This window comes from Streptomyces sp. NPDC087420 (assembly GCF_044744165.1).
Classification (GTDB): Bacteria; Actinomycetota; Actinomycetes; order Streptomycetales; family Streptomycetaceae; genus Streptomyces.
This window is the reverse complement of record NZ_JBIUXU010000014.1, coordinates 1-13,537: the sequence shown is the minus strand read 5'-3', so window position 1 is coordinate 13,537 and position 13,537 is coordinate 1. Positions and strand designations below refer to the sequence as shown.

Sequence of the window (13,537 nt, the reverse complement as noted above, 5' to 3'; positions counted from 1 at the left end):
TCCGCTGTAGTGGGGGTGTACGTGACGCGTGCGCCGGGGTCCGCCGCGCGGGTCAGGCCTGGGCGCCCCGGGAGAGCTTGAGGAGTTTCGGGGCGAGCGAGGCAAGCTCGCCGACCCACCGCAGGCGCGTCAGCAACTGCCCCCAGTTCGACCGGATTTCCTGGTGGACGTCGATGTAGACCTCGGGACGTACCTGCTCGCCGGCGAGGAGCTTCACCACCATGTGGGAGGTGATCGCACCGAACGTCAGCGCCACGTAGGTGACTTGGGGAAAGCTGTAGTCGGGGCGGCCGAGGTTGTCCTTCACCTCGGTGAGCATCTCGACCGGGACGTACCGCAGCGGGATCGCCTTGAGGAGCAACTGCCACGAGGTGAGGTTCTCGATGTCGGCCTCGCTGATGGCTCCGTCGAACGGCTTGCGTACGGTCCGGTAGTCGTAGCAGCGCACGTACTGCGCGCCCGCGATGTCCCAGCCCGTGACCAGCGGCAGCCGGCGGGCCACGGCGGTGCGGTGCAGCAGGTGCTTGGCCCGCCAGCCGGACATGGTGGTCACGTCGATGCCGTCGACGATGACCTGGCAGTCCGCCGTCAGCCGCTCGATGGTGTCCTCGCCGACGCCCTGGGTGAAGACGGCTGTCCTGGCATGGGGATTGATGCCGAGGATCCGCTCGGACGCGACGAGGGCCTTGTTGCGGTCCGTGTCGGCGGCCGTGGCGCTCTGCCGGTTGAGGTTGTTCACCTCGTACTCGCCCGGGTCCGCCAGCAGGAACGACCGGGCACCCAGGCGGACCAGTGGTTCCACCGCGGCCCCGCCGATCGATCCGCAGCCGGCGACCAGAATCGTCGACGTGCGCAGGGCGTCCTGCTCGGCGGCGCTGACCACTCCCCGGTTACGGGTGGTCAGTTCGGCGTAGAAGTCGTCGGGGCTCAGACCGCCCGCGGGGCCGGCCTGCGGGGTCCCGCCCGTGGTGTCCTCGGTGACGTCATTCTCGGTGATCACTTGTGCCGCCCTTTCCGAGCTGCTCCGCGTTCTGTCGTGCCTGTCGCCGCGACGCCACCTTGCGCGCGTTCATGGAGGTGACCATGTCCTTGAGCGAGAGGAGATCCTGGCGTTCGTCGAGGTGGCCCCGGATGAGGTCCATGTAGTCCCCCAGATCGGGCGGCACCGGCGCCACGAAGGGGACGGCCACGACGTCCTGGTGGTAGATGGGCGCCATCAGGTCCGACTCCGGCAGGTTCGGGGTCGTCCCGCGCGGCACCTGGAGATCGAAGCCGGTGAGCCGGAAGTGCCGCAGCGCCACGTGCTCCTTGGCGTCGCCGAACACCACCCGTACCTGGTCACCGAGGTCCACCATGGTCTGTCCGAGGCCGAGCAGCAGGTGCCAGGGCACGCGCTCCGCGATCCGGCCCTGCGGCATGTGGAGGTCGCGTACGAAACGTTTGATCTCGAAGACCTGGTGGGTCCCGAGACCCGGCGCGGCGAACTGCCCCAGCAGGTCGATGCGGTGGGCCGTCTCGGTGGAGAAGCGGTAGCGGCGCGGATGGTCCAGCGGCAACGGCAGCCGGTCGGCCGTGCAGGCGAGGCTGATGTAGCCGCGGATCCTGCCGGTCCTGGTGCACAGGCTGATGGTGTGGATGTTCTGCACGCCCGGCGGGTGGGTGACCGTCTCGCGGAAGACCGCCCGGCGGTAGACGAGCTGGGAGGAGATCCAGCCGAGGCGGAGGTACTGGACGAGCCGGAAGCCCATGATCCCGTTGAGGTAGCGCAGGGGAAGCTGGTCGTCCGTGACCGTCAGGGTGATCAGGTGGTCCCGCTCGTCGTGGCGGTGGTAGAGCGGGGCGCCCGAGAGGTGTTGGGGGAGATCGCGGAAGTCCATCGTGGAGTGCAGATGGACGATGTCCCTGACGAATCGGTTCTCCGGATCCTTCGGGAGTTCCGGTGCCTCCCAGACGGGGCCGGTGGGCGACCCCTCGTGTCTGGTACCGCCGTCGGCCACGGCCGCTCGGGTCATGCGCGTTCCTCGTCGTACAGACTCTCGGTGATCGCGAGCGCCAGCACCTCGGGCGTGCCCTCGTAGATGCGGGCGCCGTAGGCGTCGCGGAGGCGCTTCTCCAGCCCGAAGGACTTGAGGTAGCCGCGGGCCCCGGCGAGGGACATCGCCATGTCGGCGACGTCGATGGCGACCCGGTCGGCGAAGTACTTGGCCACGGCGGGCTCGTACTGCGGGGCGGGCAGCTCGTTGTCCACCTTGTGGGCGGCGCGCAGGTAGAGCAGCCGGGCGGCGTCGACCTTGGAGGTCATCTCGGCGAGCTTGGCCGCGGTGAACTGGTGCTCCCGCAGCGGACGTCCGCCCTGCACCCGGGTGTCGCACCAGTCGATCGCCAGGGCGAGGGCGCCCCGGGCGACTCCGGTGGAGATACCGGCGACGGAGGCACGCGCCATGTTGCTCTGCGCGATGTTGATCGCCATGCCGTCGCCCTCCCCGCCGATCATGTTCTCGGCCGGTACGCGGACGTTGTCGAAGGTCAGCTCGCTGCCGAGGCAGAGGCGGTAGCCGAGCTTGTCGGCGACAGGACCGCGCACCACGCCGGGCACGTCGAGCGGCACGATGAAGGAGGTGAGGCCGGTCGCGCCGGGTGATCCCTCCATGTTGGCGAACACCGAGGCGAAGGTGGCGACCTGCGCGTTGGTGATGAAGCGCTTGCGGCCGTTGAGGACGTAGTGGTCACCGTCGAGGCGCGCGGTCATGACGTCACGGGCGTGGACAGCGTTGTCAGGGATGATCAGGTCGCACCCGGCCTCCTCCTCGGTGACCGCGTTGCAGGCCAGTACGGGCGCGTCGCCCGAGAACAGCGGCAGGAAACGGGCCTGCATACGGGGGTCGCCGGACAGCAGGACGGGGGCCTGGCCGAGCATGGCGGCGCCGAAGATCAGGGCGGTGCCGGCACAGACCGTGGCCACCTCCTCCAGCGCGACCGCCGCGCCGAGCATGCCGAATCCGAGCCCGCCGTAGTCCCGCGGGATCGCGACACGCGTCAGGCCGATGGAGTGGCCCTGGGTGACCATGTCCCAGTCGAAGTCGTCCGCCGGCGCCGCGTCGAGGTCCTGCACGCGGGGCGCCACCACGTCCTGCGCGAACTCACGGACACGCAGCCGGAATTTCTCCAGCTCGCCGGGGAGCACGTCGAAGTTCAGTTCTTGCGTGTTGTCGTACACATCGGACATCGCATATCCTCCAAGGCTGGTAAACGGGGGTGCTGGTGTACGAGGGTTCCGGCGCGGCCGAATGCGCGGCCGGGACCCGGCCTAGACAGGCAGGCCCGCCTTCGCCGCGATCTCCGGGTACTCGTCGAATGCGGGACGCAGGATGGGAACCAGCTCCAGAACACGGGACACCTTTCCCCGGATGCGCACCTTTCCGGTGGCTATGGCGGTGGGCATCATCAGCTTGCCGAGCCAGAGGGAGTGAGCCGTGTCACTCGACATCTTGATCTTTATGGTCGCGTCCTCGGGAGCATCCGCGCCGACGATCAGCTTGTCGGCGGAGACGTGAATGTGGCAGTCCGGGCCGGTCTGGGTCAGCCGGATGCTCAAATCGTGCGCGCGCAGCTGGGACGTGAATGCCTCGTCCTCCAGCAGAATTCCGAAAAGCCGTCCGAAGATTTCCTCGGCCGCCGCCGAAGATTCAAAAACTGCCATGTCCAATTCCTTTTCCTTTGGCGGTCCCCCTACGTGGACCGCTCTGCCGCCAACAACGCTACTAGAGGCGTCCACAGACAACGAACACGACAGAAAGAAGGCCAAAGGAAATCAAACAGAAGGTTGAAAGATTTGGCGGCGGCGGCCACCGGAAGAAATTGTCCGCCGATTCGTCTGCGCACACCCCGGACGTCGACCAGGCCAAATAGACAAAGAGCACGCGGCAAGTTAATGAGAAAGTTACATCCGGTGCGGAGTGGCGGTTGGACTACATATCGGACAGGGTCCGGGGGGCGCGCGGGGCCGATTTATTTCCTGGTCCTTTGCCTGTTTTTTGGTGCGCCATGGGGTGCCCGCGCCGTGCACCGCCGCCGGGCGGGACGGCGTGGCATTCGGCGCCCGCGCCGTGGCGTCGGTGACACTGATCCGGTGCGCGACCATACGATTTGTCCGCCGGGGGACGTCCGGGCCCGGTGCCACCCGTGACGTGGAAGCCGTTCCGCCGTGCGCGGGCGCGGCTGGCGGCCGAGATCCGCGACCTGGACGAACCGTCCCCGGCCTGGGGTCTCTGGGCGTGTGTGGTGTCGGTCGTCCTGTCGGTCGGCCTGTTCCTCGCCGACGTGGTCGTCAGCAACGACATCCGGCTCGCCGGCCTGTCAGGTCTGGGGCTGCTCGCCACCGCCCTGCTCGGCACCCGCCGCCAGTCGCTGATCTCCGCCGCGGCCGTCGCGGCGGTGAGTGTCGCCGAGGCGGTGAACGACCCCCTGGGGCGGCCCGTCCTCGAAGCCCTGTCGCTGGTCACCACCGCGCTGTTCGTGCTCGCGACCCTGCTGATCTCCCGGGTCCGCATCCAGCGGGAGCACCTCCTCGCGGAGACCCGCGCGGTGGCCAACGCCGTACAGAACACCCTGTTGCAGCCGTTCCCGCTGACCGCGGGGCCCCTCACGGCGACCGGGTTCTACCTCGCGGCGCAGCAGGGCGCCCGCGTCGGCGGTGACATCTACGAGGTGGTGGACTCGCCGTACGGGGTACGGATCCTCATCGGGGACGTCCAGGGCCACGGCCTCGCCGCGCTGGGAGCCGCGCACGCCGTCCTCACCGCGTACCGGGAGGCCGCCTTCCACCAGCCGGACGTCGTCCGGCTGACGGAGCAGATGGAAAGCGCGCTCCTGCGCTACAACGCGACCGCGTCGGTCGACGGCGCCGACATGGAACGGTTTGTCACCGCCACGGTCATCCAGGCGGGGCCCGACGGGCGGACCACGACGGTGGTGTGCGGGCACGTGCCCCACTACGTCGTGTCCGACGGCCGGGTGACGGAGGTCGCGATGAGCGAGCCCGGTCTCCCGCTCGGGCTGGGCCCGCTGATCGGCGTACCGCGCACACCGCTCGACTCGACCATCACGGCGGACTGTGTGCTCGTGCTGTGCACGGACGGGGTCACGGAGGCACGTGACCGCCAGGGGGTGTTCTTCCCCCTGACGGACACGTTGCGGGAGCTGGCCGGGCTCCCGCCCGGCGAACTGCTGGAGCGCCTGCGCACCGCCCTCGTCCAGCACTCCGAGGGGGAACTGCTCGCCGACGACGCCGCCGTCCTCCTGGTCACCGCGGCCCCCGCCGACACCGCGGAGCGGTGACCCGGCGCGGTCGGGCCGTCGGCCCGTCAGCCCGTCAGCCCGGCAGCCCGGCAGCCCGTCAGCCCGTCAGCCCGTCGTGGCCTTCGGAGCGGTCAGGTCGTAGAGAGTCGTGCCGTCCACGGTGACCGTCTTGTACCCGGCCTCGACCCACGCGGTGATCTGCCCGCTGCTGCCCCCGTTCGAGCCCCGGCCCCCGGCGACGAAGTAGTGGATCCTGCCGTCGGCCACGTCCTGCTTGAACTGGGCGAGGGTGGGCGACGGGTCGGTTCCGTTGAAGCCGCCGATGGCCATCACGGGCTGCTGGGTGGCGAGTTGGTAGCCCGCGGCGTTCTGCGAGCCGATGGTGGCGGCGACCCAGGTGTAGTCCCCCGCGTTCTTCTTCACCGCCGCCGCGACCTGGTCGCTGACCGTGGTGCCGTTGAGCAGGCCCATCATCCCGGCCGCGCCCCCGGCTTCCGCGCCGGCTCCGGCACCGGCACCGGTCGCGCCGCCGCCGGCCCGGCCCTGCGGAGCCGTACCGCCACCGGGCATCGCGCCCCCGGCCTGGCCCTGGCCCTGACCGCCGCCTTGTCCGGCTCCTTGTCCGCCGCCCTGGCCCGCGCCTTGTCCGGCTCCCTGACCGCCGCCCTGGGCGGGCCGGCCCTGCCCCTGCTGCCCGGGTACGGCGCCGGGAGGCGCCTCGCCACCGGCGCCGAACCTGGCGCCACCCCCACCGCCACGCCCACCGGCGCCGCCGAACCGGCCACCGGACGGACCCGCGGTGATGATCGACCCCGAGTGCGGGGTGCCGACCGTCGTCAGGGTGTACGCGAACGGTCCCGCCAGCGAGGCCGCGATCCCCAGCCCGGCGGCCCCGAGCGCGAGTCGCCGTCCGAAGCGCCCCACCCCCAGCAGCGCGACCGCCGCGAGCAGACCGCCGACGAGCACCGCCCAGCGCAGCCACGGCAGGTAGTCCGGGGTCCGGCCGAGCAGGACGTACGACCACACCGCCGTCACCGCCACCGTCACCCCGAGCGCCAGGGAGGCGAGGAGGTGCGCGCGTTCCCGCCACAGGACGGCCGCGCCCATGCCGACCAGAGCGGCGAGGTACGGCGCGAGCGCCACGGTGTAGTACTGGTGGAAGATCCCCGCCATGAAGCTGAAGACACCCATGGTGATCAGCAGCGACCCGCCCCACACCAGGAACGCCGAACGGGTCGCGTCCGTACGGGCCGCCCGCCGCGTCACCACGAGCCCGGCGACGAGCAGCAGCAGCGCGGCCGGCAGCAGCCAGGCGATCTGGCTGCCCACCGACTCGCTGAACATCCGGCCGATACCGGTCTCGCCGGCGCTGTTCCCGCCACCGCCCCCGCCGACACTGCCGGCCTCGTCGCCGCTGAGGCGGCCCAGGCCGTTGTAGCCGAAGGTCAGTTCAAGGAACGAGTTGTCCTGCGAACCACCGATGTACGGACGCGAAGAGGCGGGCCACAGCTCCACGATCGCCACCCACCACCCGCCCGCGACCACCACGGCCAGCCCGGAGAGGGCGAGTTGGCCGAACCTGCGCCGCAGGGACGCCGGCGCGCACACCGCGTACACCACCGCCAGCGGCGGCAGGATCAGGAACGCCTGGAGCGTCTTCGTCAGGAACGCGAACCCGATCACGACCCCCGCCCACACCAGCCACTTCGTCCGCCCGCGCTCCAGCGCGCGGAGCACGCAGTAGACGGTGGCGGTCATCAGCAACGCCAGCAGCGCGTCGGGGTTGTTGAACTTGAACATGAGCGCGGCGACGGGCGTCAGCGCCAGCACCGCACCCGCGATCAGCCCAGCGGAGGCGCTGAACCGGCGGCGTACGGCCGCGTACAGCACCGCGACGGTCCCGACGCCCATCAGCGCCTGGGGCAGCAGGATCTGCCAGCCGCCGAGCCCGAAGAGCCGTACGGACAACGCCATCGGCCACAGCGCGGCCGGGGGCTTGTCGACCGTGATGGAGTTCGCCGCGTCGGACGAACCGAAGAAGAAGGCCTTCCAGCTCTCGCTGCCCGCCTGCACGGCGGCGGAGTAGAAGGAGTTGGCGTAGCCGGACGCGTTCAGGTCCCAGAGGTTGAGCACGAGCGCGGCCAGGAGGACGGCGAACAGAGCCGGCCGTACGGCGGCTGAGTCCTCCGGCCTGCCCCGCCAGAAGCGTCCGAGGGCGCCTCCGGTGGTACGGCGGTGTCCGTCCGCGGCCTCCGCCGGGACTCCGGGGTGCAGGGTCGTGGTCATCGGGCCGTCCTCGGGTCGTACGGGTCGGACAGGTCGGGCAGTTCGGAGCGGTCGTGCGGGTCGGGCACTTCGGAGCGGTCGTGCGGGTCGGACACTTCGGAGCGGTCTCGCGGGTCGGGCAGGTCCGGGAAGACCCACGCGCGCAGCAGCAGGAAGCGCACCACGGTGGCCGCCAGGTTGGCCGCGATCAGCACCGCCAGCTCCGTGGAGTGCGCGGGATCTCCGGAAGCCGCGTCCAGGGCCGCCAGCGAGCCGCTGGTCAGCGCGAGCCCGATCGCGAACACCACCAGACCCTGCGCCTGGTGCCGGACCGCGCTCCGCCGCCCCCGTACACCGAAGGTCAGCCGCCGGTTCGCCGCCGTGTTGATGACCGCCGACACCAGCAGCGCCGCGCCGTTGGCGATCTGCGGTCCGCCGACCGTACGGAAGCCGGAGTAGAGCAGCAGATACAGCAGCGTGGACAGGGCCCCGACCACGCAGAAACCGACCAGCTGCCGGGCCAGCCCCCGGGGCACGCCCGAGATCTGCCGGTCCCGCGGGTCGTCGCCGAAGGGCCGGGCGAGCCGGTCCAGCGGCAGCGCGCCCACCGCGAGGGCCCGGCCCACCCGCCAGACACCCTTGAGGTCGGCCACGGCGGTGCTCACGAGGTGCACCCGGCTGTCGGGGTCGTCGACCCAGTCCACGGGCACCTCGTGGATGCGCAGTCCCGCCCGCTCGGCGAGGACGAGCATCTCGGTGTCGAAGAACCACCCGCTGTCCTTGACCATGGGCATCAGCCGCTCGGCGACATCACCGCGAATGGCCTTGAAGCCGCACTGCGCGTCACTGAACCGCGCGGAGAGCGAGGACTTGAGTATCAGGTTGTACGACCGCGAGATGAACTCCCGCTTGGGACCCCGCACCACCCGCGACGACCGGGAGAGCCTCGACCCGATCGCCAGGTCCGAGTGCCCGGAGATCAGCGGGGCGACCAGCGGCAGCAGCGCGTTGAGGTCGGTCGACAGGTCGACGTCCATGTAGGCGAGGACGGGCGCGTCCGAGTCGGTCCAGACGGTACGGAGCGCCCGCCCCCGCCCCTTCTCCTCCAGGCGGTACGCGCGCACCTCGGGGATCTCGGCGGCCAGCCGCGCGGCCACCTCGGCGGTGCCGTCCGTGGAGGCGTTGTCGGCGACGGTGATCCGGAAGCTGTACGGGAAGGTGGCGGTCAGGTGATCGTGCAGGCGCCGCACACACGGTTCAAGGTCCCGCTCCTCGTTGTGGACGGGGATCGTCACGTCGAGCAAGGGGGCGACGGTCGCGTCGGCCAGGAGATGCTCCCGGGCCGGGAGGGCGCCCCACACAGTGTCGGTTCGCATGCTCCGACAGTCGCGGCGGCCGCTGTCACCTCAGTGTGGCGAACCTGTGGGGCGCATATGAGTCCGCCGGGCGGGCGGGACCGGCGGACTCACCGGACTGGCTCACCGGACCGACTCAGCGGACGCGGGCGATCCCGGAGTAGAGGAGGTCCGTGCCCGTGCTGTCGGCGGGCGCGGGTGTGTCCTTGTACCAGTGGGTGACGAGGCCCGGGTCGATGAGGTCGAGCCCTTCGAAGAACCGCTCGACCTCCGCGCGGGTACGGGGGCGCAGGTTGATGCCGCTGGACCGGTACTCGGAGATCCGGTTCTGCTCCGGGGTGAGGAAGTCCCCGGTCAGGTGGGAGAGCACCAGGCAGCTGCCGGGCGCCAGGGCGTCGATCAGGGTACGGGTGATGCCGTACGGGTCGTCCTCGTCCGGCACGAAGTGCATGAGGGCGATCAGGGACAGCGACACCGGGCGCCGGAAGTCGAGCAGCGAGCGGGCGTGGTCGAGGATCTCCTCGGGGCGCCGTACATCGGCCTCGATGTAGTCGGTGAGCCCCTCGGGGGTGCTGATGAGCAGGGCCTCGGCGTGCCGCAGGACGATGGGATCGTTGTCCGTGTAGACGATTCGCGCCTTGGGGTCGACCTCCTGGACGACCTGGTGGAGGTTCGGCTCGGTCGGGATGCCCGTACCGATGTCCAGGAACTGGTCGATGCCGCTGCGGGCCACCCAGCCGACCGCCCGGTGCATGAAGGCGCGGTTCTGCCGGGCGCCTTCCTGTGCCTCGGGGGTCAGCTGGTCGGCCAGCGCCTGGTCGACGGCGTAGTTGTCCTTGCCGCCGAGCAGGTAGTCGTAGATCCGGGCCGGGTGCGGCTTGCTGGTGTCGACCTGGGACTTCGGCGTACCGGGCGTCATGAAGGGCTCCAAGGGTGTCTGGCCGGGCCACGGGGCTGAGATGTGTGCCGACCTGTCCCCCGCCGCGGACCACCACCGCCCCGAGGCATCCTGCCACACCAACGCCCAGGCTTCCGGGGCGGGTTGAGGACGGCGACGTCAGCTCAGGGTCGCGTACACGATGAGGTTGTCCACCGGGTGCCCCTGCGCGTCGAACGCGCCGTCGCAGGTGATCAGCCGCAGCGCCCGCGCGTCGGTGGGGCCGTAGACCTTCTGCGACGGGAAGGACTTCTTGCCGACCGTCTCGGTGCCGGTGACGGTGAAGTGGGCGGTCGCGCCCCGGGTGTTCCGTACGGCTATGTCCGCGCCCTCGCGGATCTCCTTCAGGTCGTGGAAGACGGCCCGGCCGAGGCGGGTGTTGTTGTGGCCGATGATCACGGCGGCGCCGGGCTCGCCCGGTACGGCTCCGCCCGTGTACCAGCCCGCCGTCATGCCCCGGTCCGCCGGGGGCACCTCGACCGTGCCGTCCTTGTTGAGGCCGAGGGCCATCAGGGAGCTGTCCACGCCGAGGGAGGGGATGGTGACGCGGGCGGGGTCGGCGGCGGGCGGGGTCGTACCCCCGGAGCCTTTTGCGGCGGAGGAGCCGGCCGGCGCGGAGGGCGGTGCGGCGGCCCTGGTGTCGGGGCCGGAGCCGGAGCCGGAGCCGGACGAGCATCCGGCGGTGAGGACGGCGAGGACGGCCAGGACGGCCGCCGGGGCGAGTGTGAGGCGGGCGCGCGCGCGGCGGCGGTGCGAGCGTTGTCGCGGGTCCTGCTGCGGACGGGGCATGGAGGGTCTCCTGGGCGGTGCGGCGCACCGAGGGGCCCCCGCCCGGCCGGACGGGGGCCCCTCGGAAGTCGGTCAGCTGCTGCGGTGGGCGGTGGTCGTACGGCGGCGGATCACGTACGCGCCCGCTCCCGCGAGCAGGGCGAGACCCGCGGCCGAGCCGGCCAGTGCGGCGGTGTCGCCGCCGCCCGACGCGGGCCGCTCGCCGGCCGCCACCCCGCCGCGCGGCACCGCGGAGGGGCGCCCGTCGGCCGGTGCGGGAACGGGCCTGGCGGTCCCGGGCCGTGCGGGGACGGGCGTGGCGGTCCCCGCCGCCGCGCGGGCGGTGGGCCGCTCGGCACGGGCGGAGGGCGCGTCGGACGCGAAGGCGGCGGCGGACGGCGCGAGGACCGCGCAGAGCGTCGCGGCGACCAGCACGGCGGAACGCGCGGAGGGACGGTGAGTCATGGGAGTGGCTCCATTCCAGCGGGAACTCGGTCGAGCCGGGGGCCCCGGTGGCCGGGGTCCCTGGCTCGCTCCCAGGCTGGCGTGAAGTTATGAGGAACCTGTCAGGACGCTGTGGTCATCGCATCAGCGCACCGCGACGCCACGGAGATCCGAACGACAGGCCCTACAGGGCGACCGGCGTCACGTGCGCGCCGGTCGCGCTCCGCGCCAGCCACTGCGTCCAGGTCAGATTGAAGTCGGCGTAGCCGTTGTCGGCCGCCGCGTTGCCGCGCGGGGAGCCCGTGATGGTGACCGGGTCGCCCTGCTTGACGTAGTCGTAGAACCACTTGGCGTCGGCCAGCGACAGGTGCACACACCCGTGCGAGCCGCTGCTGTGACCGGGCTGGGGGTCGCCGGTGGAGTAGTGGAGGTACGTGCCGGAGGCGGTGAGCTGGACGTCCCAGGGCAGCGTCAGGTCGTAGAAGTCGGGGTCCTTCTTGTCGCAGGTGATGTTCACGCTGCACGAGGTCATACGGACCGTCTTCGCCTTGCCCATCACGGCCATCGTCCCGTCCCAGGAGGGCCAGTCCTTGCTGCCGGCGTCGATGGGCAGCGTACGGACGGTCTTGCCGTCGCGGGTCACCTTCATCGTGTGGCCGGAGGCGGAGACGGTGGCCTCGGTGTCGCTGCCGACGGTGAAGCTGTGGCGGTACGCGTGGGTGCCGTAGCGGCCGTGGCCGTCGGTGACGCCGGTCAGCTCGGCGTCCAGGGTCACCTTCGTGCCGCTCGGCCAGTACGAGGCGGGCCGCCAGTCCACCCGCTTGTCGCCGAACCAGTGCCAGGCCCCATGGACCGGGACCGACGTGGTCAGTTTCAGCTGCTTCTCGATCCCGGCGCGGGCGGACGGCGCGACCGGGTCGGTGAAGTTCACCGAGACCGGCATCGCCACGCCCACGGTGGTGCCGGTCCGCGGGGCGATCGTGTCCAGCAGCATCGGTGGGCCGGCCGGCCGGGACGGGGTGGGACTCGCGGCGGCCGGGTGGGCGGCGTGGGCGGCGTGGGTGGCGGTCCCCGCGCCGGCGCCCGAGGCGGCGCCGGTGGCGGAGCCCGAGGCCGAGGCGCTCGCCCCGCAGGCGGTCGCCCCCAGCAGCGCCGCGGTGGCGGCCAGCGCGATGCCTATGCCGCCGCTCTTGATCCTGCTCGTGGCGAAGCCCCTGGCGGTGCCCCTGCGCGTGCGCGTGCCCATTCCGTACTCCACTCCGTCATGTGCCCCAAGGCCTGACATCCGCCCCCTTGGCCGCCCCTGTACCCATACAGACATGAACCATGGCAAAGCGGTTGCAAGGCGCACGTAAAGCAACGGCCAAAACGGCGGGTGCGGACCCGTGAGGGTCCGCACCCGCCGCAGGGAGGCTCCGGTCGGTCAGACGTCCGAGATGGGGGCCCGTCCCTGTTCCTGCTTCGTCGCGACGGGCAGGAACGTGGAGATCACGAACTTGTAGAAGGCCGCGCCGATCAGTCCGCCGATCAGCGGGGCGACGATCGGGATCCACCAGTAGAAGTTTCCGTACTGGTCCCGCCAGGCCGTGTCGTACCCGGTGATGAAGCTCGCGAGGCGGGGGCCGAAGTCACGGGCCGGGTTGATCGCGTATCCGGCGTCCGCGCCCCACGCCATGCCGAGGGCGACCACGAGCAGACCCGTGATCAGCGCGCCGAGGTTGGCGCCGGGAGGCGTGTTCAGCAGGTCGGTGATGGCGAAGATGACCAGCACCAGGAGCGCCGTACCGATGACCTGGTCACGGAACGCGCCCCACTCACTGACCGGCAGCACCCCGTTGCCGGGGAGGGTGGAGAAGACCGTCTGGGTCTTGAACGTGTGACCCGGGTCGAACTTCGCCAGGATCTCCGTGTAGTTCCAGCGCACCAGCAGCGCCGCGCAGAACGCGCCCAGCGTCTGGGCGAGGGCGTACGGTCCCACCTTGCGCCACGAGAAGCCCCGGAAGACCGCGAGGGCCAGCGTCACGGCGGGGTTGATGTGGGCCCCGCTGACCCGGGCCGCCACGTACACGCCGAGCATGACGCCGAAGCCCCACGCCCAGGCGATGCTGTCGTGGTCACCCAGGTTCGGTGCCTGCACCTGCGCCACCACGCCGCATCCGAACATGATGAGGATGAACGTGCCGGCGAACTCCGCGGCCATCTCCCCGAGGAGGGTGTTCCTCAATCCCTTTGCCATGAGCGCCTGCCTCCACCTAGTTCCGAGCCGCGGTCATGACCAAATAAGCATGAAACGGTCATGTCGGCAGGGCGGTGGAGGCATATGAGTGACTGTCGGCCCCAGGGCGGTGGGGGGGGGGGGGGGGGGGGGGGGGGGGGGGGCGCGCCGCCCCCCCCCCCCCGCCCCCCGGGCGCGCCCCCCCCCCCCCCGCCGCCCCCCCCCCGCGGGGGGCGGCGAAGCGGGGGCGGGGGC

The 13,537-nt window shown here is 71.3% G+C and carries 12 protein-coding genes; 1 reads left to right on the top strand and 11 read right to left on the bottom strand.

The features are described from left to right. Positions 1 to 52 precede the first annotated feature (52 nt). From ACIO1C_RS27655 to ACIO1C_RS27640, 4 genes are all read right to left on the bottom strand, one after another. Positions 53 to 1,000, bottom strand: coding sequence for a ThiF family adenylyltransferase (locus ACIO1C_RS27655; protein ID WP_401868183.1), 948 nt, complete (start codon positions 998 to 1,000; stop codon positions 53 to 55). Further along, a complete protein-coding gene (locus ACIO1C_RS27650; RefSeq protein ID WP_401868180.1) occupies positions 984 to 2,012 on the bottom strand; it encodes a hypothetical protein in 1,029 nt (342 codons plus the stop codon). The genes ACIO1C_RS27655 and ACIO1C_RS27650 overlap by 17 nt, the downstream gene beginning before the upstream one ends. Then, a complete protein-coding gene (locus tag ACIO1C_RS27645; protein ID WP_401868178.1) occupies positions 2,009 to 3,226 on the bottom strand; it encodes an acyl-CoA dehydrogenase family protein in 1,218 nt (405 codons plus the stop codon). Before ACIO1C_RS27645 ends, ACIO1C_RS27650 begins: the two co-directional genes overlap by 4 nt. 81 nt (positions 3,227 to 3,307) lie before the next feature. Then, complete coding sequence (locus ACIO1C_RS27640; RefSeq protein WP_401868176.1) at positions 3,308 to 3,700, bottom strand: SCP2 sterol-binding domain-containing protein; 393 nt, start codon at positions 3,698 to 3,700, stop codon at positions 3,308 to 3,310. A 482-nt stretch (positions 3,701 to 4,182) separates the two neighbouring features. On the opposite strand from ACIO1C_RS27640, the gene ACIO1C_RS27635 reads away from it, so the two are divergent. Then, positions 4,183 to 5,337 carry a PP2C family protein-serine/threonine phosphatase gene (locus tag ACIO1C_RS27635; protein WP_401868174.1) on the top strand — a complete coding sequence of 385 codons (1,155 nt, stop codon included), beginning with the start codon at positions 4,183 to 4,185 and terminating at the stop codon, positions 5,335 to 5,337. Positions 5,338 to 5,403: 66 nt separating this feature from the next. Here ACIO1C_RS27635 and ACIO1C_RS27630 read toward each other — a convergent pair whose 3' ends face one another. The 7 genes from ACIO1C_RS27630 to ACIO1C_RS27600 form a co-directional block, all read right to left on the bottom strand. Continuing rightward, positions 5,404 to 7,584 carry a glycosyltransferase family 39 protein gene (locus tag ACIO1C_RS27630; protein ID WP_401868171.1) on the bottom strand — a complete coding sequence of 727 codons (2,181 nt, stop codon included), beginning with the start codon at positions 7,582 to 7,584 and terminating at the stop codon, positions 5,404 to 5,406. After that, complete coding sequence (locus ACIO1C_RS27625; protein WP_401868168.1) at positions 7,581 to 8,939, bottom strand: glycosyltransferase; 1,359 nt, start codon at positions 8,937 to 8,939, stop codon at positions 7,581 to 7,583. Before ACIO1C_RS27625 ends, ACIO1C_RS27630 begins: the two co-directional genes overlap by 4 nt. A gap of 115 nt (positions 8,940 to 9,054) precedes the next feature. Then, positions 9,055 to 9,837, bottom strand: a complete 783-nt coding sequence (locus ACIO1C_RS27620; RefSeq protein ID WP_401868165.1) for an SAM-dependent methyltransferase — start codon at positions 9,835 to 9,837, stop codon at positions 9,055 to 9,057. A gap of 138 nt (positions 9,838 to 9,975) precedes the next feature. Continuing rightward, the gene (locus tag ACIO1C_RS27615) at positions 9,976 to 10,644 is read right to left on the bottom strand and encodes a class F sortase (protein WP_401868163.1); all 669 of its coding nucleotides are present in this window, start codon (positions 10,642 to 10,644) and stop codon (positions 9,976 to 9,978) included. A 72-nt stretch (positions 10,645 to 10,716) separates the two neighbouring features. Next, positions 10,717 to 11,088: a hypothetical protein gene (locus tag ACIO1C_RS27610; RefSeq protein ID WP_401868160.1), complete on the bottom strand. Its 372-nt coding sequence runs from the start codon at positions 11,086 to 11,088 to the stop codon at positions 10,717 to 10,719. A gap of 163 nt (positions 11,089 to 11,251) precedes the next feature. Then, positions 11,252 to 12,313 carry an Ig-like domain-containing protein gene (locus ACIO1C_RS27605; protein ID WP_401868158.1) on the bottom strand — a complete coding sequence of 354 codons (1,062 nt, stop codon included), beginning with the start codon at positions 12,311 to 12,313 and terminating at the stop codon, positions 11,252 to 11,254. A gap of 177 nt (positions 12,314 to 12,490) precedes the next feature. Then, entirely contained in the window at positions 12,491 to 13,303 is an 813-nt protein-coding gene (locus ACIO1C_RS27600) for an MIP/aquaporin family protein (protein ID WP_401868156.1), read from the bottom strand. Between the last annotated feature and the right edge of the window lie 234 nt (positions 13,304 to 13,537).

What these genes read in the sequence shown, in the direction of transcription:
- ACIO1C_RS27650 (WP_401868180.1), bottom strand. Translation starts at nt 2,012, where the DNA reads ATGACCCGAGCGGCCGTGGCCGACGGCGGTACCAGACACGAGGGGTCG.
- ACIO1C_RS27645 (WP_401868178.1), bottom strand. Translation starts at nt 3,226, where the DNA reads ATGTCCGATGTGTACGACAACACGCAAGAACTGAACTTCGACGTGCTC.
- ACIO1C_RS27640 (WP_401868176.1), bottom strand. Translation starts at nt 3,700, where the DNA reads ATGGCAGTTTTTGAATCTTCGGCGGCGGCCGAGGAAATCTTCGGACGG.
- ACIO1C_RS27630 (WP_401868171.1), bottom strand. Translation starts at nt 7,584, where the DNA reads ATGACCACGACCCTGCACCCCGGAGTCCCGGCGGAGGCCGCGGACGGA.
- ACIO1C_RS27625 (WP_401868168.1), bottom strand. Translation starts at nt 8,939, where the DNA reads ATGCGAACCGACACTGTGTGGGGCGCCCTCCCGGCCCGGGAGCATCTC.
- ACIO1C_RS27620 (WP_401868165.1), bottom strand. Translation starts at nt 9,837, where the DNA reads ATGACGCCCGGTACGCCGAAGTCCCAGGTCGACACCAGCAAGCCGCAC.
- ACIO1C_RS27615 (WP_401868163.1), bottom strand. Translation starts at nt 10,644, where the DNA reads ATGCCCCGTCCGCAGCAGGACCCGCGACAACGCTCGCACCGCCGCCGC.
- ACIO1C_RS27610 (WP_401868160.1), bottom strand. Translation starts at nt 11,088, where the DNA reads ATGACTCACCGTCCCTCCGCGCGTTCCGCCGTGCTGGTCGCCGCGACG.
- ACIO1C_RS27605 (WP_401868158.1), bottom strand. Translation starts at nt 12,313, where the DNA reads ATGGGCACGCGCACGCGCAGGGGCACCGCCAGGGGCTTCGCCACGAGC.
- ACIO1C_RS27600 (WP_401868156.1), bottom strand. Translation starts at nt 13,303, where the DNA reads ATGGCAAAGGGATTGAGGAACACCCTCCTCGGGGAGATGGCCGCGGAG.